The sequence below is a fragment of the Acidovorax soli genome (assembly GCF_014207955.1).
Lineage (GTDB): Bacteria > Pseudomonadota > Gammaproteobacteria > Burkholderiales > Burkholderiaceae_C > Acidovorax > Acidovorax soli_A.
The window spans coordinates 444,863-463,302 of sequence record NZ_JACHLK010000002.1 but is presented as its reverse complement, the minus strand read 5'-3'; the positions used below and the strand labels follow the sequence as shown (position 1 = coordinate 463,302).

Below are 18,440 nucleotides of genomic sequence, written 5' to 3'. Positions count from 1 at the left end.
AAAAGAAAGCCCGCTCAGTGTTTTCCTTCAGGATTGCGCCATGTTTCTTGGGTAGAGTGGCATGGAGCGCATCACATCAATGAAGAAGGAGTAATTACATGAGCCAGAAAGTCGCGTACGTCACCGGGGGCATGGGGGGCATCGGAACGGCTATCTGCCAGCGCCTGCACAAAGAGGGTTTCAAGGTCATTGCGGGCTGCGGCCCGACGCGCGATCACGCCAAGTGGCTGGCCGAGCAAAAGGCCCTGGGCTATACGTTCTACGCGTCCGTGGGCAATGTGGGCGACTGGGACTCCACCGTCGAGGCCTTCAGCAAGTCCAAGGCCGAGCACGGCAGCATCGACGTGCTGGTGAACAACGCCGGCATCACGCGTGACCGCATGTTCCTCAAGATGTCGCGTGAGGACTGGGACGCCGTGATCGAGACCAACCTCAACAGCATGTTCAACGTCACCAAGCAGGTGGTGGCCGACATGGTGGAAAAGGGCTGGGGCCGCATCGTCAACATCAGCAGCGTGAACGGTGAAAAAGGCCAGGCCGGCCAGACCAACTACTCGGCCGCCAAGGCCGGCATGCACGGCTTCTCGATGGCCCTGGCCCAGGAACTGGCCACCAAGGGCGTCACGGTGAACACCGTGAGCCCGGGCTACATCGGCACCGACATGGTCAAGGCCATCCGCCCCGACGTGCTCGAAAAGATCGTCGCCACCGTGCCCGTCAAGCGCCTGGGCGAACCCAGCGAAATCGCCTCCATCATTGCCTGGCTGGCCTCGGAAGAGGGCGGCTACGCCACCGGTGCCGACTTCTCGGTCAACGGCGGCTTGCACATGGGCTGATCCCTCCGCCAGCGACCCTGTTGTCGCCCGGAACGAAAAAACCCGCCTCGGCGGGTTTTTTCATGGGTGCGAGCGGCTGGCTCGAGGGTCAACCAACGAACTTGCCGTTGGAGCCCATGATGCCCAGGTCGATGAATTTCGATCCCACAAAGGGCGTACCGCCTGCGAAGTCCACCAGGAAGCCACCCATGTCGTTGTTGCGCATGCCGGCCAGCGCGCTGCGCAGCTTGGCGCGGCTGAGGTCCTTGCCGGCGCGGTCCAGGCCGTCGATCAGCACGCGGGCGTTGACGTAGCCCTCGAAGCTGCGGGCCGAAAACTCCTGCTGGCCCGCAGCGCGCATGGCGCGCTGGTATTCGCGCACCAGGGCTACGCTGGTGCGCGTGGCATCGGGCATCACCATCGACACGGCCAGGCCGCCGGCCTTGGCACCCAGCTGGCGCAGGTTCTCACCGCTGAACGCCACGCTGGTGGCGGCCAGCGGCGTGCTGGCCGAGACCTTGCGGAACTCGTTGACCAGCGCGGCGCTGACGTCGCCGGCCGTGCCCAGCAGCACGGTCATGGGCTTGGCACCGATGGCCTGCTGCACCACCTGGGCCACCTGCTCGCCCTTGGCGTCGAGCTTGAAGGCCTTGGGCGCGGGCTGGTTGACGGCCTTCAGGGCGTTGTTCACATCGGCCAGGAATTCACGGCCGAAGACCGTATCCTGGTAGACCACGGCCAGGTCGGTGATGCCCATGGCCACCAGCTTCTTGGCCAGACGCTGGGCTTCGTCGGAGTAGCCTGCACGCACGTGGAAGACCGAGCGGTACTCGGGCTTGCGCAGCGAGGATGCGCCGCTCTGCGGGGCCACGTAGGGGATCTGCGCTTCATCGACCAGCGGCATGATGCGCTGGTTGTTGGGCGTGCCCATGCACGACAGCAGGGCCGCGACATTGCCGTCGGCGATCAGCTTGCGCACGTTCTCTTCCGAACGCGCGGGTTCGTAGCCGTCGTCCAGCGCCAGCAGGCGCAGTTCGCGGCCATGCGTGCCGCCGCTGCGCGCATTCGCCTGGGCGATACCGGCGTCCAGGCCTTGCTTGAGTTCCTTGCCCAGGCTGGCCAGGGGGCCGGTCATGCCCAGCGAGCAACCGATGGTGACCACCTTGGCGTCGATGGGGTCCTGGGGGCCGGCCCATGCACAAGGGGCGAGCGAGAGGCCGGTGGCGGTGGCAAGAAGGGACTGGGTGAACTGACGGCGTTGCATGAGGAAATTGGCGATGGTCGAAAAGGAGGGCGCTGCCACGGGATACCGTGGTGGCCAGGGACCCTGGCTGCATGGATAGCGCAACCATAGGGAAAACCCTGATTTTATCGACCAATCGTGAGCGGCGTCAAAAAACGTTTCGGCGCGAGGGACAAGTGGCGGCATCCGGGGGATGGCCGGCGCCTGCGGCTCAGCGCGCGCAGCGCGCCATGTAAGCATCCTCGAAGCGTTTGAGATCGCTGCGCTCGCCCTCGCTGAGGTCGGTGCGTGCCTTCTTGAGCGTCAGGATGCGGCGCGACTCGGCGCATTGCTGGCTGTGGCGGGCCTCGTCGGCCTGGGATGCCTGTTGTGCCTGCTGGGCCTGGCGGTCTTCGTCGCGCCGCTGCTGGCGCGCCTCGCGTTGCTCCCTGTAGTAGCGGGACGAGGCTTCGCTCTCCTCTTCGCGGCAGTCGCGCTCGAATTCGCGGCGCATGCCCTCCTGCGTGTCCGCCTTGATGTTGCGGGAGTAGGCCGTCCGCAGGGTGTCTTTCAGGCTGCGGCAGCGCTCGCTCATGTACTGCTGGTGGTCGGCGGCGGGCGCTGTGGACAGCGTGCGACTGGGCGATCGTTCCTGGCGGTACTCGCTTGCCGTGGGACCGGCCGATACCGATGTGGTCTTCATGCCTTGCGGACAAGCCCGGAACGAGGTGTAGGTGTTGCCACTGTCGTCCCGGCAGGTGTAGCGCGCCTGGGCGCTCGCGGTGGTTGGCGCAAGGGCCCCCAGGGCCCCCAGGGCTGCCAGCAGCAGGCCGGTGCAGGCAAGGCGCAGGGCGAGCCGGACACGCGCCGGGTGGGCCGTCCTGTGGTGGTGCATCCGCATTGGTGGTCTTCCTTTCCATGGTTGAAGTCCCGGGTGCCGGGGAGGGCTCGCCAGGGGCGCACCGGGAGGTGCAATGCATGGATTGTTCGGTGACCAGGCCTGGAGGGCGTTCTCCGCCTTGTCCACTGGCGCTGCTGGGCGCTTGACAATGTGTCCACTGGGCTGGGAAGGGGCGTACCGGGGGCGTTCAGCCGGTCTGCGGCAAAGCGATGCGCAGAGCAGTGGGCTCAAGAAAGGGGGGAAGAGGCGGCCTCGACGCGGGTGGCGGCAATCTGCGCCGGACGCAAAAAAGCCCCACTGCGGCGGGGCTTTCCTGCTGGAGGAGCAATGGGAACAGTAGGAAGAGGGGGCGGCCCGGGTGGAAGCCCGGGGCTGCCACACCCTCAGAAGCGGGCCGGAGCGCGCTTGCGGTCGCGTTCGTCTTCGGGCCAGGCGGACAAGATTGCGGTGGTGTTCATGTTGGAAAACTCCTGTGATGTACCAACAACGCACCCGCTTCCCGTCCGGTTGACAGCGTTTCGCAAAAAAATGCAACCCAAAATCAAAAAATTTCCAGCCCCGAATTGCTTCAATAAATATAGCAACCAACGCAAGCTGGCCAATATGTAAGTCCTGGAAACAGGGGCAATGAATTACAGGGTTTTACAACTCAGCTGCCCGCGGCAGCCGAAATTTCTTCGAGCGCCGACGAAATTTCCAGCCAGCGCTCTTCAAGTTGCGCTGTCTCGTCGTTGCCGGTTTTCAGCCGGCGCCCGCACTCGGCGATCTCGGCCGGGGGCAGGGCTTCGGTGAGCCGGCGCTCCAGTTCCGCGCGCTCGGTCGACAGCGCGGCCAGCCGCTTGTCGATCTGTTCGAGCTCCTTTTTCAGCGGGCGGGTCTTTTCCGCCAGTTGCTGGCGGCTCTGGGCGTCGAGCTTGCGCTGGTCACGCCCACCGGCGGCTGGCGCTGCCGCCTTGGGCGCGCTGGCTGCAGGCGCCACCGGCGCGGGGGCGGGCGCCGGCGCAGGGGCTGTCGCCGCCTTCGCAGCGGCCGCCTCGGCCTGGCGCGAGAACTCGCGCAGGCGCTTGGCCTCGTCGAGCAGGTAGCGCTGGTAGTCGTCCAGATCGCCATCGAACGGGCCGACCACGCCGCGGCCCACCAGCCAGAACTCGTCGCAGACGGCGCGCAGCAGGGCCCGGTCATGGCTGACCAGCATCACCGTGCCCTCGAACTCGTTGAGCGCCATGGACAGCGCCTCGCGCGTGGCCAGGTCCAGGTGGTTGGTCGGCTCGTCCAGCAGCAGCAGGTTGGGGCGCTGCCAGACCATCATGGCCAGCACCAGGCGGGCCTTTTCGCCGCCGCTCATGGTGCCCACGGCCTGCTTGACCATGTCGCCGCTGAAATTGAAACTGCCCAGGAAACTGCGCAGGTCCTGCTCGCGCGTGGATTCGCGGGCGTTGGCGCCCATCTCGCGCGCCAGCCGGATCATGTGCTCCAGCGGGTTCTCGCCAGGGCGCAGCACGTCCAGCTCCTGCTGGGCGAAGTAGCCGATGGACAGGCCCTTGCCTTCGGTCACGGTACCCGCCAGGGGCGCCATCTCGCGCGCGATGGTCTTGACCAGGGTCGACTTGCCCTGGCCGTTGGCGCCCAGGATGCCGATACGCTGGCCCGCCAGCACCGATTTGCTCACGCCGGTGAGGATGGTCTTGACCTCGTCGTCGGTGGTGTAGCCAAAGGCCGCATCGCTGATCGCCAGCATCGGGTTGGGCAGGTTGACCGGCTCCTTGAACTCGAAGGTGAACTCGGCCTCGGCCAGAAGGGGCGCGACCTTTTCCATGCGCTCCAGGGCCTTGACCCGGCTTTGCGCCTGCTTGGCCTTGCTGGCCTTGGCCTTGAAGCGGTCGATGAACTTCTGCAGGTGGGCGATCTTGTCCTGCTGCTTGGCAAACGCCGCCTGCTGCAATTCCATCTGCTGGGCGCGCAGCTCCTCGAACTTGCTGTAGTTTCCGCCGTAGCGGGTCAACCGCGCGCTGTCGATCTGCAGCGTGACGTTGGTGACGGCATCCAGGAATTCGCGGTCATGGGAGATCACGATCATGGTGCCGGCGTACTTCTTGAGCCAGGCTTCGAGCCAGACCAGGGCGTCCAGGTCCAGGTGGTTGGTGGGTTCGTCGAGCAGCAAGAGGTCCGACGGGCACATCAGTGCGCGCGCCAGTTGCAGGCGCATGCGCCAGCCGCCCGAGAAGCTGTTCACCGGGCGCTCGAGCTCGTGCGTCTGGAAGCCCAGGCCCAGGATCAGTGCCTGGGCGCGCGGCACCGCATCGTGGTCGCCGGCGTCGGCCAGATCGGTGTAGACCTGGGCAATGGCCATGCCGTGCTCGGCATCGTCGTGTGCGGTGTCGCTCTGCTCCAGCCGCACCAGTTCCGCGCGCAATTCGGCCAGGCGGGTGTCGCCGGCCAGCACGAAGTCGGTGGCCGTCTCCTCGGTCTCGGGCATGTTCTGCGCGACCTGCGCCATGCGCCACTGGCGCGGAATGGAAAAATCGCCCCCGTCCTCGTGCAGGCTGCCATTGAGCAGCGCGAACAGGGTGGATTTGCCCGCGCCGTTGCGGCCGACCAGGCCGACCTTCTCGCCCGGGTTCAGGGTCACGGAAACGCTGTCCAGCAGCACCTTGGTGCCGCGCCGCAGGACGATGTTCTTCAGGTTGATCATGCAGTGTTCAATCACGGGGCCGCTGCCACAGCATGCAGCAGGTCCCAGGTACAAATCGGGTGGAGGATCGGAGGAGATCCTTGGGGAAGGCGATCGGGCTGCCGGGCCCGGTCCTTCCAGGGCCCGCAAAGCGGGCAACCTGGGATTGTCGCCGATATGGGCGACCGCGGGAAAACCGCTGCGACGGAAGCTACCTCGCTGCAGCGGCTGCGACCTCGTACCAGGCCCAGCCCTCGTGCTCGCCCAGAAGGCGAAGGTGCGGGTTCTCACGGAACTCGAAGACGCCCGCATTCGCCGTGACCACCTGCGCACCAGTGGTGGCGAAGTCGAAGCGCCGCGGGTCCAGCAGCACGCGCACCGAATCGGGCGTGGGGTTCACCACCCGGTAGGTGGCGGGGGCCGCCATGATCTCCTGCACAAAGGTCAGGTGCTGGTAGCGGTTCACCGTGTCCTGCTCGCTCGCGGGCAGTTGCATGCTGCGCCACACGCTGGGCTGGGGGTAGTAGAAGACCCCGTCCACCACCGGCACGCCGGCCGCGGCCAGGGTCATGGCATGCGAGGTGCTGGGCAGTACCACCAGCACGCGGCGCATCTTCGCTATCCCGTCTGCTCCGGCAGGGCCGGCCACAAAGCCACGCACGGGCTCGGCCAGGGCCACGCGCGCCGGGGCCAGGCCCATGGGGTTGAAGTCGAATACCGCCAGGGCGTAGACCACGATGGTCAGCGCAATCGAGTGCCCAACCTGGCCGTGCACCAGCCAGTAGGCCGAAAGGCCCGCAACCGCGGCCATGCTCCAGAGGAACAGGGCCGTCATGCCGGGGTGGAAATCCTCCGGAATGCCCGCCAGCACGAGGGCCGCCAGTGCGGCGCTGAACAACCCCAGTACCACGGTCGCGGTGCGCGGCGCCGCCGGCAGGACCGCGGCAGGTGCTGCCGCGCGCGCCGGGCCGAGCAATGCCACGACCAGCAGGCTGGCCAGCGCCAGCGACAGGTCGATGCGCGAAGACGATACGTAGTGCCAGAACATGGCCTTGGACAGCACCAGCGGTACGCCCCAGACCACGAACACCACACCGAACACCGAAAAGGCCGCACAGGCCGCCAGCACCCAGGGCTGGGCTCCCTGGGCGCGGATCTGCCGCAGGCACAGGAACCAGATGGGCAACAGCAGCAGGAAATAGGAGCCGAACTCGCTTTCGTTGAACACGCCGCCCTGCAGGTTGGACAGGGTGTCGGCGTTGCCGAAGCCGCGCAGCAGCACCAGGATCGACAGGTCGCCCCCCTGGAGCGCAGCGCGCTGGCCGGGGTAGACCGTGCCCCGCATGGCGGCAATGGCGTCGCGCGCATCGTGCCACCAGAAGTACAGCAGGGCCGCCAGCAGCGCCGTGGCCAGGGCAAAGGCCAGTGGGGTCTGCCAGCTCCAACGGACCTGGCGGCGGTTGCCGATCAGCCAGGCCACGAGGACCATGGCATACAGCGTGGCCACCGTGATCTGCCAGGGCGGGTACAGCACCAGCGCAAACCCGGCAAGGAACCAGCCCAGCGCCAGGGCCAGCCAACCCATGCGGATGCCCGGGCGCTGCTGCAGCATGAGCAGGGTGGCCGCCATGGCCCCCGAGGGGAAGAACACCGCGTACAGCGGCCAGTGGGACCAGCTGGCCGCATACGGTGCCAGGCAGAACAGCAGGGACAGGGCCAGGTTGCGCCCCGAGCGCCCTGGTGCCAGCACCTCCAGAAACCACCACAGCGCCAGCAGGCAGGCAAAAAGCGGGAAGAACCAGTACCAGGCGAGCGCCTTGTCCAGCGGCAGCGCGAAAAAGCCCCAGGTGGCGGGGCGCGCGAGGGCTGAGATGTGCAGCACGGGCACGCCCGTCATGCCGATCACCATCATGTTCTCGCCGTCCAGGCCCAGGTTGCGGTTGACGACCGGGAACGGCGGCTGGTGGTTGGCCTGGGCCAGGGCACTGGCGGCCACCACCATCCACTCGTCGGAGCGCACCCCGCGCGGCTGGCCCGCCAGATGGGTGACGGCGCTGTCGGCCGACAGGAATGTATGGGGCGCACCCTGGTCGCTGCGGCCCAGCAACAGCTCCAAGGACGATCCGGTGGCGCCCGCGCCGACCAGCACGAGGAACAGCACGCCAATGCTGCCCGCCACCGCAGGCCGGTGGCTGCCGATCCAGGCGCCCATGCGCCGCTGCAGGCGCGTGGCGCCCGGCAGCAGCAGCACCACGATGGCCACGGCCACCACGGCCGCGATCAGCCAGTGCCGGCCCGGCGTCTCGGGACCGGTGAGCTGGCCTGCCGCCGGCGAGGACGGGTTGACGTTGAAGCGCGCGCCATCGTCGAAGCGTGCGATCACGGTGACAGGTTGTGGACCGCCTTCCAGGTAGCGCGGGTAGCGCAGCTCCAGGGCGAACCCCAGGGGAATGGTGTGGCCCTCTTTGAAATGGACCGCCACTGTGTCACGCTTGGACCGCGTCGGGACGGCCACGCGCTTCTCGCTGTCGCCGATGCGCACGAGGAAGTCCTTGGGCAACTGCTGGTTCTGCGAGTCGTAGCACCAGCCGGTGATGCGCACCATGCTCCTGGTGCTGTCGTACTCCACGGTATCGACAAAGCCGTACACGCCGGGTGCCAGCAGTTGCTGGGCCCGGGCGCTCGCTGGCAGGCAAAGCAGCAGGGCGCACAGCCAGACCCAGGCCAGTGCCGCCCAGCCAGCCCGTGAAAGACCGCGCAGCGCCTTGCTCATCGGGAGGCGGCCACCGTCACCACGATGCCGGACATGATGAGTGCCGTGCCCACGAAGTAGCCGGGTGCGAAGCGCTCACCGAAGAAGAAGCGGCTGGCCAGCGGAACCAGGATGAAGGCCAGGGCCATGAAGGGGTAGACCTTGCCCAGTTCGGCCTTGCGCAGGATCAGCACCCAGCCGATCGAGGTGATGCCATAGAGCACCATGGTGGCAAAGAACACGGCCAGGGTTTCGATGGCAAAGAAACTGCCGGTCTTGTTCATGGAGTTGGCGCTGACCTTGAACAGGATCTGGCCGATGGCAATGCCCACCACGCAAAGAATGGTCAGGAGATAGACGTACATGGATCGTGATTCCGGTTGGAGGGGAGGGGCTGGGCCCGGGCGATGTTAAAGGAGGCGCAGTAGCCCATAGCGCTCGGAAAGGGTGGTGGCCATGATATAGAGCGAGCCCAGCGCAAACACCGCCGTGAGCCCGTGGGCCACGACCCGGCCGGCGGGCGAGGCCGCCCGGCCCATGGGCCCCAGCGCGGTGGCGGCCAGCAGCGCGGGCACGATGAAGTAGCGGCCCTGCACGCCGCTGATGATGGCGACGGGATGGTCGTTCCAGCTGATGGCCAGCGCCAGGAAGACCAGGGCCGAGCTGGCCAGCCCCACGAAGAGCAACAGTGCGCGGGCGGCGGCATCCCGCCAGAGGTAGCGCGTGGACCCGAGGGTCACGGCCAGCGCCAGTGCCAGACAGCACCAGATGGTCTTCATCTCTTCTTTGGTGACGGCAGCATCGAGCCAGCCCATCATGCCGACGAAGGAGTAGGCGTAGAAATACCCGGTTTGGCTGTCCATGAGCGTATCGCGGACCAGGCGGGCGAACCCGAGCGGATCCTGCAGGTAGATCGCCAGGATTTCCAGGGTCCCATGGTTGCGCACCAGGCGGCTGTCGGCCGTGCTGGCGAGCCCGTAGAGCGTCCAGCCCGCGCAGGCCACGCACAGTGCGACCCAGGCCAGCAGGTGGCTGGCCGAGAACCTGCGCACCAGCAGCCACAAGGGCAACAGCAGCAAGGGGGCAAGGTTGGTGCGCGAGGTGACCAGCAGGAAGGTGCAGGCGTACAGCGCGCACTCCTGCAGCCGATTCGGCTCACCCCGGGGGGCCCCACAGCGCGCCGAGAACAGGGCCGCGAGCAGCACAGCGGAGGCGATGCTCAGTCCGTCGATGGTGGGCGAGATGACCTGGAACATGGCCATGGGCATGAGCAGCAGCGCCCGTACCAGCAGGTTGGGCGTGAAGAGCCGCCAGGCCCAGGCCATCAGCACCAGCGCGGTGGCCGCCACCGCGAGCCGGGTCAGCTCGTAGCTGGCGCGCATCGACAGGTCGAGTGCCCGCGCCATGCGCAGGCCCAGGGCATGGGGCAGGTAGATGAAGGGCGCGTAGTAGCCGGTGCCTGCCGCGTTCACGAACATGTCCTGGTGCGCCCAGCGCTGTTGGGCGGCCTGCTCCATCAGCTCCCGGGCCGAGGCCTTGGGGTCGCGCTCGTGGCCGGCAATCTTGCGCATGCTCTGCACGAAGGCCTGGAAGTTGCGGTCCACGTAGCCGCCCTGGTTGCCGACCTCGTCCGGCTCGTCCTTGCGCAGTGTCCACTGGCCATGGGCGATCATGTCGGCACGCAGCAGGTGCGAGTTCTCGTCGGGCGACTGCAGGGCCGGCACCAGGCGCATCAGCCCCCAGGCAACCAGGAGTGCCAATGCGAACCAGGCGGCCTGTGCCGCCAGCGGGGGGCGATGGATACGGGATTCGGTGTGGATCGGCATGGATGGGTATGAGCGTGCCGCATCCCGGATGCCTGGCCCGCCGGACGCAGCGGGGCTGGGCACCCCGGGGCTCAGGAGCGCTTGTCGAGGTCGATCTTGCCGTGCAGCACCTTGTGCAACGGCTTGAGCGGCACAGAGGCGATGTCATGCCCGATGAAGGCCAGCAAGAGCTGCAGGCCGGCAATGATGGGCAGGGCGGCCAGCATGACCGTGCCGGCCGACGAATAGGCCTGGTGCACGCTGGAGTTGATCCAGTGCAGCACACCGAAGACCGTGCCGAACAGCACCATGGCCAGGCCCAGCGGCAACTCGATCGATGCGAGCGACATGTCGCGCAGGTAGTAGTTGTAGAAGATCCGTTTGGCGAAGTTGCGCAGGTGCTTGACCGTGAACTCGGGCAGGATCTTGCTGATCTTGAGGTTGCTTTCCTCGTCGGCGTAGTGCGCGTTCATGGGCACGTCCACCACCACGGCGCGCAGCGTGTTCAGGCGGAACAGCATGTCCGTCTCGAAGAAGTAGCGCCGGCTGATCTTGTCGAACGGCAGGTAGCTGGCCACGCGCGCGTGGATGGCCGTGTAGCCATTGGTCGGGTCGAACACCTGCCAATAGCCCGACGAGATCTTGGTCAGGAAGGACAGCGCCGCATTGCCGAAGATGCGCATGGGCGGCATCTGGTGGATCTCTTCGAGGTCGAAGAAGCGGTTGCCCTTGGTGTAGTCGGCCTCACCGCTCAGGATGGGGGCAATGAAGCCGGGCAGGAGGCGCGGGTCCATCTGGCCGTCACCATCGACCTTGACGATGATGTCGTAGCCCGCCTCGATGGCGCGGCGGTAGCCATGCATCACGGCGCCGCCCACCCCCAGGTTCTCGGGGTTGAAGACCACCTCGACCCGGGGGTCGGTGCAGTTCTGCTGGATGAAGGCGCCGGAGTTGACCGGGCACTTGTCGTCCACGGCAAAGATGCCATGGACCTCGGGACCGATGCGCTCGATGACGCCCAGCACATGGCCCGTGACCTTGTAGCAGGGAATGACCACGGCAACACGGGCAGGTGCCGTCGGTGCGGGGGACGAAAGGAGTTCGGTGCCGGTGCCTGTTGCGAGGGGGGAAATACCGTTCATGCCTGGACCAATGCCTCCCGCGTGACGAGCAGTACCTGGTCTTCACCGGCGCTGGTATCGACCCAGTAGACCGGCAGGTGCGGGAAGGCGGCCTCGAAGTGCGCGCGCTCGTTGCCGATCTCCAGCAGCAGCACGGCGTTCTCGCCCATGCGCGCAGGCGCATCCTTGAACAGTTGGCGGATGAAATCCATGCCATCGGTACCACCGGCCAGGGCCAGCTCGGGCTCGGCCCGGTACTCGGCTGGCAGTTGCGCCATGCTGGTGCTGTTGACGTAGGGCGGGTTGCACAGGATCAGGTCCCAGGGGCCGGGCAGGGCCGCGAGGCCGTCCGACAGCTGCAGCGTGATGCGGTCCTGCAAGCCATGGCGGTCCACATTGATGCGCGCCACCTCCAGCGCTTCGGGCGAGATGTCGGCGCCCGTCACGGTGATCTCGGGCCAGGCCATGGCGGCGAGCACGGCCAGGCTGCCGTTGCCGGTGCACAGGTCCAGCACCCGGTGTGTCTGTTCGCTCAGGAACTCGTCCACGCTGCCATCGGCCAGCAGCTCGGCAATGAAGCTGCGCGGCACGATGGCGCGCTCGTCCACGTAGAACGGCACACCTTGCAGCCAGGCTTCGCGCGTGAGGTAGGCGGCCGGCTTGCGGGTGGCTATGCGCTCCTGCAGCAGGGCCTGCACCTGGGCCAGTTGCTCGGTCGAAACGGTCTGGCCGTCGATGGAGCCGGGCTCGCCCGACAGGTCGCTGTCCAGGGGCAGGCCCAGGCGCCAGAGCACCAGCCAGGCGGCCTCGTCGTGCGCGTTGGCCGTGCCATGGCCGAACGAGACGCCCGACGCCGCCAGCAGCGCGGCGGCAGATTGCACCACGGCACCCACGGTGCCCCCGCTCAGCACCGCGCTCATGCGGCCACCGCCGCGGCCGCCAGGGCCTGGGCGTGCAGGTTCTCGAGGGTGCGGCGGTAGATGTGAGTGAGCGGCTCGATGTCGGCCACCACGATGTGCTCGTCGATCTTGTGGATGCTCGCGTTGGGCGGCCCCAGCTCGATCACCTGGGGGCAGACCTGGGCGATGAAGCGGCCATCGCTGGTGCCGCCCGTGGTGGACAGCTCGGTGGTGATACCGGTCTCGGCCATGATGGCCTGCTGCACGGCCGTGACCAGTTCGCCCGGCGTCGTGAGGAAGGGCTGGCCTCCCAGGGTCCAGCGCAGTTCATAGTCCAGGCCATGGGCGTCGAGGACGGCGTGCACGCGCTGCTTGAGGCCCTCGGCCGTGGATTCGGTGGAGAAGCGGAAGTTGAAGTCCCACACCACTTCGCCGGGAATGATGTTGGTCGCACCCGTGCCGCCGTGCACATTGCTGACCTGCCAGCTGGTGGGAGGAAAGAAGTCGTTGCCCTGGTCCCACACTGTCGCGGCCAGTTCGGCCAGCGCCGGAAGGGCCTGGTGGATGGGGTTGCGCGCCAGCTGCGGGTAGGCGATATGGCCCTGGATGCCACGCACGGACAATTTGCCCGAGAGCGTGCCGCGCCGGCCGTTCTTGATCATGTCACCGGTACGCTCGACCGAGGTCGGCTCCCCCACGATGCAGTAGTCCAGGCGCTCGCCGCGCGCCTTGAGCTGCTCGACCACGACCTTGGTGCCGTCCACCGAAGGGCCTTCCTCGTCGCTGGTGAGCAGCAGGGCCAGGTTGACCGCGGGGTCGGGCGTGGCGGCGAGGAAATCCTCCACCGCCACCACGAAGGCAGCGATCGAGGTCTTCATGTCGCTGGCGCCGCGGCCAAAGAGCTTGCCATCGCGGTGCGTGGGCACGAAGGGGTCGCTGGTCCACTGCTCCAGCGGGCCGGTGGGCACCACGTCAGTGTGGCCGGCAAACACCAGGGTCTTGGGCGCAGCGCCCGCGCCCGGCCGGCGCGCCCAGAGATTGCTCACGCGGAAACTGTCGGGGCCGCTGTCGATGCGCTCGCACACGAAGCCCAGCGGCGCGAGCCGCGCCGCCAGCAGCTCCAGGCAACCCGCATCCTCGGGGGTGATGGAGGGCAGGGAGATCAGCTGTTCGGCCAGGTGCAGGGTACGGGACATCGCAGGAAAATAAAGGACAGGGACAAAGACAAAAAGCACAGGGGGAGCGGCGCGCGCTCCAGGTTCAGGCCGTGGGCTTCACGTCGAGCACGATCTCGGTGAAGGAGGGCGTATCGTCGGGTGCATCGCGCGATTCCTTCTGCGCCTTGGCGGCATTGGCGGCCAGCGCGAAGTCGTTCTGCAGCCGCCACATCAGGTTGGTGGGCGAATCGGCAAAGGCCAGGCCTTCCTTCTTGTCGATGCGCTTGTCGATGATCATGCGCGCCAGATCTTCCTCGAAGGTCTGCGAGCCCTCGGCCATGGACTTTTCCATGGCCTCCTTCACGCCGCCGAAGTCGCCCTTTTCAATGAGGTCGGACACCAGCTTGGTGTTGAGCATGACCTCCACGGCCGGCAGGCGCCCCCCGTCCATGGTGCGCACCAGGCGCTGCGAGATCACGGCCTTGAGCGCCGAGGCGAGGTCGCCCAGCATGGTCGGACGCACTTCCACGGGGTAGAAGGACAGGATACGGTTGAGCGCGTGGTAGCTGTTGTTGCCGTGCAGCGTGGCCAGGCACAAATGGCCCGATTGCGCATAGGCGATGGCCGCGGACATGGTCTCGCGGTCACGGATTTCGCCGATCAGGATCACATCGGGCGCCTGGCGTAGCGCGTTCTTGAGTGCCGTCTGCAGCGACTGGGTGTCGCTGCCGATCTCGCGCTGGTTGACGATGGATTTCTTGTTGCGGAACTGGTATTCCACCGGATCCTCAATGGTGAGGATGTGGCCGGTGAGCACCTCGTTGCGGCTGTCGATCATCGAGGCCAGCGAGGTGCTCTTGCCCGAACCCGTGGCGCCCACCATCAGGATGAGGCCGCGCTTTTCCATGATCAATTCCTTCATCACGCCGGGCAGGCCCAGCGAGTCGATTTCCGGAATCGCCTGCGAGATGAAGCGGATCACCACCGCATAGCTGCCGCGCTGGCGCATGGCGCTGATGCGAAAGCGCCCCACGCCCGAGAGCGGCACACCCATGTTGAGTTCGCCGGTTTCCTCCAGCTCCTCGATGCGGTCGGGCGGCACGATCTCGGACAGCAGGTTGCGTGGCGCATCCGGCGGCAGGATCTGGTTGTTGATCGGCACGCACTCGCCGTTGATCTTGATCAGCGCCGGGGCATTGGCCGACAGGTAGACGTCCGATGCCTTCTTGTCGCTCATCAGGCGAAGAATCCGCTCCATCGTGCTCATGGTGTTTCCCCTCTTGTTCGTTGGTGGGCCGGCGCCGGCCGCGTGCGTGCTTCTCGGTGGCCGCGGGACTGGGTCAGTCGCGCAGCAGGTCGTTGATGCTGGTCTTGGAGCGCGTCTGCGCATCCACCTGCTTGACGATGATGGCAGCATACATGCTGTAGGGCGCGCCATTGGCCGCCGTCTTGGGCAGGTTGCCGCTGACCACCACCGAGCCCGTTGGCACGCGGCCGTAGCTGATCTCGCCCGTGGCGCGGTTGAAGATCGGCGTGCTCTGGCCGATGTACACCCCCATGCCCAGCACGGAGTGCTCTTCGATCACCACGCCCTCGACCACTTCGGAGCGCGCGCCGATGAAGCAGTTGTCCTCGATGATGGTCGGGCCGGCCTGCAGCGGCTCCAGCACGCCGCCGATGCCCACGCCACCCGACAGGTGCACGTTGGCGCCGATCTGGGCGCACGAACCCACGGTGGCCCAGGTGTCGACCATGGTGCCTTCGCCCACGTAGGCGCCGATGTTCACGTACGAGGGCATCAGGATCGCGCCCTTGGCGATGAAGCTGCCACGGCGGGCCACGGCCGGAGGCACGACGCGCACGCCGGTGGCCTTCATCTGCTCTTCGTTCAGGTGGGCGAACTTGGTCTGCACCTTGTCATAAAAGCCCAGGTCGCCGGCCTTCACGACCTCGTTGTCCTTCAGGCGGAAGGACAGCAGCACGGCCTTCTTGATCCACTGGTGCACGGTCCACTGGCCCACGCCCTGGCGGGTGGCCACGCGCAGCGTGCCATTGTTGAGTTCGGCGATCACGTGCTCGACGGCATCGGCCACCTCCTTGGGAGCGGCAGCGGGCGAGATGTTGGCGCGGTTTTCCCACGCGGCGTCGATGATGTTCTGGAGTTGTTGGGTCATGGATGTCAGACAGTACGGGATTGGATGAATTGGACGATGCGCATTGCGGCCTCCACGCATTCTTCGGCCTCGGCCACCAGGGCCATGCGCACGCGCTGGGCGCCGGGGTTCAAGCCCCCGGCCTCGCGGGCCAGGTAGCTGCCCGGCAGCACGGTGACATTGTATTGAGCCAGAAGCTCGCGGGCGAACTCGGCATCGGTCATTCCAAGCGCATCGGGCACCTTGGCCCACAGGTAGAAGCCCGCGTCGGGCAGCGCCACGTCCATCACGCCGGCCAGCAGCGGCGTGACCTGGGCGAACTTCTTGCGGTAGAGCGCGCGGTTCTCGGTCACGTGCTGCTCGTCGCCCCAGGCGGCGATGCTCGCGGCCTGCACGACCGGGCTCATGGCGCTGCCATGGTAGGTGCGGTACAGCAGGAAGGCCTTGATCAGCGCCGCATCGCCGGCCACGAAGCCGCTGCGCAGCCCGGGCACATTGCTGCGCTTGGACAGGCTGGTGAAGGAGATCAGGTTCTGGAAGTCCTTGCGCCCGGCCTGGATGGCGGCCTGCAGGCCGCTCAGTGGCGGCTCGTCGCGGAAGTAGATCTCGCTGTAGCACTCGTCCGAGGCAATGATGAAGCCATGGCGGTCGCTCAAGGCGAAGAGTTTTTGCCACTCGTTGAGCGGCATGACTGCGCCCGTAGGGTTGCCCGGCGAGCACACGAAGAGCAGCTGGGTGCGCTTCCAGACCTCGACCGGCACGCTGTCCCAGTCCACCGCGAAGTTGCGCGCCGGATCGCTCGGGGCGTAGTAGGGTGTGGCGCCCGACAGCAGGGCCGCGCCTTCGTAGATCTGGTAGAAGGGGTTGGGGCAGACCACCACCGGATCGGGCCTGGAGGGGTCGACGACCGTCTGGGCAAAGGCAAACAGCGCCTCGCGCGAACCATTGATGGGCAGCACCTGCGTGGCGGGGTCCAGCGCCAGCGCATAGCGCTTGTGCAGCCAGGTGGTGAAGGCCTCGCGCAGGCGCGGCTCGCCCGCCGTGGCGGGGTAGCTCGCCAGGCCGCTGAGGTTGTTACTGAGTGCGTCCTTGATGAACTGCGGTGTCGGGTGGCGTGGCTCCCCCATGCCCAGGCTGATGGGGGAATACTGGGCCGGGGGCGTGACACCGGCAAAAAGCTTGCGCAGCCGCTCGAAAGGGTAGGGCTGCAGGCGGGAGAGCAGGGGGTTCATGGGCCATCATTATGGGTGATGCCGTGCCTGCCGGACCGCAGGTGGCCGGCCAGGCACGCTCGTGGTGTGCTCCCCGGCACAAGCCCTATCGCAAACCCTTGGGTGGTACCGCTTGTCAATCCGGCGTAAGGCAGGTGCCTAGTATGGTTGCGACAGTCCCGGAGCGCGTCCCTGGTCCGGGCCACAACGATATCGGAGACAACATGGCAGGATCTGTTCCCCTGCGGCCCGGCCTGTGGTGGATGCGCCGGCTGCACCTTCCCGGCAAGCTGGCCACGCTGGCCGTGCTCATCGCCTGCACGCTTGCGGCTGCCTTGCTGGGCGCCCCTTGGTGGGTGGACTTGGCGGGCGGCCTGGTGGTGCTGTATGCGCTGCTGGCGCTGTACCTGAGCCTGGTGGACGACCTGGCGGCCCTGTCCGCCGCCATGGCGCGCATCACCGAAGGCGATTTGTGCGTGCGGGCGGCAACGGGCGGCAGCGACGAGGTGGCCCGCATGGCCCAGTCGCTCGATGCCATGGTGTTGCGCCTGTCGTCCATGGTGGCCGACATCCGCAGCAACGCCGCCCTGGTGGCCCATGCCGGCCAGAGCCTGGCCCATGGCAACCGCGAGCTCGCCGACCGCACCGAACAGCAGGCCGCCAACCTGGAGCAGACCGCCGCCAGCGTGGAGCAGCTGTCATCCACGGTGCAGAACAACGCCCAGACCGCCCAGGGCGCCGACCAGCGCGCCGGCCAGATGCGCCAGGCCGCCGATACGGGGGCCGAAGCCATGGGCCGTGCCGTGCAATCGGTGCAGGCCATCCAGCAAGGAGCGCGCCGCATGACAGAGATCATCGGCACCATCGACGCCATCGCTTTCCAGACCAACATCCTGGCACTCAACGCCGCGGTGGAGGCCGCCCGCGCAGGCGAGCAGGGCCGCGGCTTTGCCGTGGTGGCCTCCGAGGTGCGCACGCTGGCCCAGCGCTCGGCCAATGCGGCGCGCGAGATCCGCGAGCTGATCAACGATTCGGTCACGCAGGTGGAATCGAGCGCCGGCCTGATCCGCACCGCGGGCGAAGGCATCACCGAGATGGCCGGCGGCATGCGCAGCGTGGCGGCCAGCATGTCCGAGATATCGAGCTCCAGCGCCGAGCAGAGCACGGGCCTGCGCGAGATCAGCAGCGCCGTGCAGCAACTCGACCAGATCACCCAGCGCAATGCACAGATGGTGGGCCAGGCCGTGGGCCAGGCCGAGGCGCTGGAGAGCCGCGCCTCCACCCTTTCGCGCGCGGTGTCGGCGTTTCGCCTGCAGCAGGGCACGGCCGACGAGGCGGTGGCCCTGGTCAAGCGCGCCGCGGCCCTGCACAAGGGCACCTCGCGCGACCAGTTCCTGGCGCGCATCACCGACAAGGGCCAGCCCTTCAACGACCGCGACATGTACGTCTTCGTGCTGGACACGGGCGGCACCTACCGCGCCTTCGGCGGCAACCCGGCCAAGGTGGGCACCCGGGTGCAGGACATTCCCGGCATTGCAGGCGACCGCCTGATCGAGGACATCGTGGCCCAGGCCGACGTCGCCCCGGGCTGGGTGGAGTACGACATCACCAACCCTGCGAGCGGTGCGGTGCAGACCAAGATGTCCTTCGTGGAGCGGGCGGGCGACCTGTACCTGGGCTGCGGCGTGTACAAGGCCCTGGCCGCCAAGTGACACCCGCCAGGCGGCGGCGCT

The 18,440-nt window shown here is 67.1% G+C and carries 14 protein-coding genes; 2 read left to right on the top strand and 12 right to left on the bottom strand.

The window, feature by feature from the left end; translation table 11 throughout:
* Positions 1-98: 98 nt before the first annotated feature.
* A complete protein-coding gene (gene phbB / locus HNP48_RS06610; protein ID WP_184856088.1) occupies positions 99-836 on the top strand; it encodes an acetoacetyl-CoA reductase in 738 nt (245 codons plus the stop codon).
* 88 nt (positions 837-924) lie between these two features.
* On the opposite strand, the gene HNP48_RS06605 is transcribed toward phbB, so the two are convergent.
* From HNP48_RS06605 to dapC, 12 genes are all read right to left on the bottom strand, one after another.
* Complete coding sequence (locus HNP48_RS06605) at positions 925-2,079, bottom strand: ABC transporter substrate-binding protein (protein ID WP_184856086.1); 1,155 nt, start codon at positions 2,077-2,079, stop codon at positions 925-927.
* Between the two features lie 190 nt (positions 2,080-2,269).
* Positions 2,270-2,938, bottom strand: a complete 669-nt coding sequence (locus tag HNP48_RS06600) for a hypothetical protein (protein WP_184856085.1) — start codon at positions 2,936-2,938, stop codon at positions 2,270-2,272.
* 649 nt (positions 2,939-3,587) lie between these two features.
* A complete protein-coding gene (locus HNP48_RS06595) occupies positions 3,588-5,630 on the bottom strand; it encodes an ABC-F family ATP-binding cassette domain-containing protein (RefSeq protein WP_184856083.1) in 2,043 nt (680 codons plus the stop codon).
* A 190-nt stretch (positions 5,631-5,820) separates the two neighbouring features.
* A complete protein-coding gene (locus tag HNP48_RS06590; RefSeq protein WP_184856082.1) occupies positions 5,821-8,382 on the bottom strand; it encodes a hypothetical protein in 2,562 nt (853 codons plus the stop codon).
* Positions 8,379-8,726 (bottom strand): 4-amino-4-deoxy-L-arabinose-phospho-UDP flippase, encoded by a 348-nt coding sequence (locus HNP48_RS06585; RefSeq protein WP_184856080.1) that lies wholly within the window; start codon positions 8,724-8,726, stop codon positions 8,379-8,381. Before HNP48_RS06585 ends, HNP48_RS06590 begins: the two co-directional genes overlap by 4 nt.
* 45 nt (positions 8,727-8,771) lie before the next feature.
* Positions 8,772-10,187, bottom strand: coding sequence for a DUF2142 domain-containing protein (locus tag HNP48_RS06580; RefSeq protein WP_184856078.1), 1,416 nt, complete (start codon positions 10,185-10,187; stop codon positions 8,772-8,774).
* A 71-nt stretch (positions 10,188-10,258) separates the two neighbouring features.
* The gene (locus HNP48_RS06575) at positions 10,259-11,308 is read right to left on the bottom strand and encodes a glycosyltransferase family 2 protein (RefSeq protein WP_221480104.1); all 1,050 of its coding nucleotides are present in this window, start codon (positions 11,306-11,308) and stop codon (positions 10,259-10,261) included.
* On the bottom strand, positions 11,305-12,207 hold the full coding sequence (prmB, locus tag HNP48_RS06570; RefSeq protein WP_184856077.1) for a 50S ribosomal protein L3 N(5)-glutamine methyltransferase: 903 nt from the start codon (positions 12,205-12,207) through the stop codon (positions 11,305-11,307). The genes HNP48_RS06575 and prmB overlap by 4 nt, the downstream gene beginning before the upstream one ends.
* A complete protein-coding gene (gene dapE / locus HNP48_RS06565) occupies positions 12,204-13,382 on the bottom strand; it encodes a succinyl-diaminopimelate desuccinylase (protein ID WP_184856076.1) in 1,179 nt (392 codons plus the stop codon). The genes prmB and dapE overlap by 4 nt, the downstream gene beginning before the upstream one ends.
* 64 nt (positions 13,383-13,446) lie before the next feature.
* Positions 13,447-14,610, bottom strand: coding sequence for a PilT/PilU family type 4a pilus ATPase (locus tag HNP48_RS06560; protein ID WP_184856075.1), 1,164 nt, complete (start codon positions 14,608-14,610; stop codon positions 13,447-13,449).
* A 73-nt stretch (positions 14,611-14,683) separates the two neighbouring features.
* Complete coding sequence (gene dapD / locus HNP48_RS06555) at positions 14,684-15,517, bottom strand: 2,3,4,5-tetrahydropyridine-2,6-dicarboxylate N-succinyltransferase (RefSeq protein ID WP_184856074.1); 834 nt, start codon at positions 15,515-15,517, stop codon at positions 14,684-14,686.
* A gap of 5 nt (positions 15,518-15,522) precedes the next feature.
* Positions 15,523-16,728, bottom strand: coding sequence for a succinyldiaminopimelate transaminase (gene dapC / locus HNP48_RS06550; protein ID WP_184856073.1), 1,206 nt, complete (start codon positions 16,726-16,728; stop codon positions 15,523-15,525).
* A gap of 203 nt (positions 16,729-16,931) precedes the next feature.
* On the opposite strand from dapC, the gene HNP48_RS06545 reads away from it, so the two are divergent.
* The gene (locus HNP48_RS06545; protein WP_184856072.1) at positions 16,932-18,419 is read left to right on the top strand and encodes a methyl-accepting chemotaxis protein; all 1,488 of its coding nucleotides are present in this window, start codon (positions 16,932-16,934) and stop codon (positions 18,417-18,419) included.
* Positions 18,420-18,440: the final 21 nt, after the last annotated feature.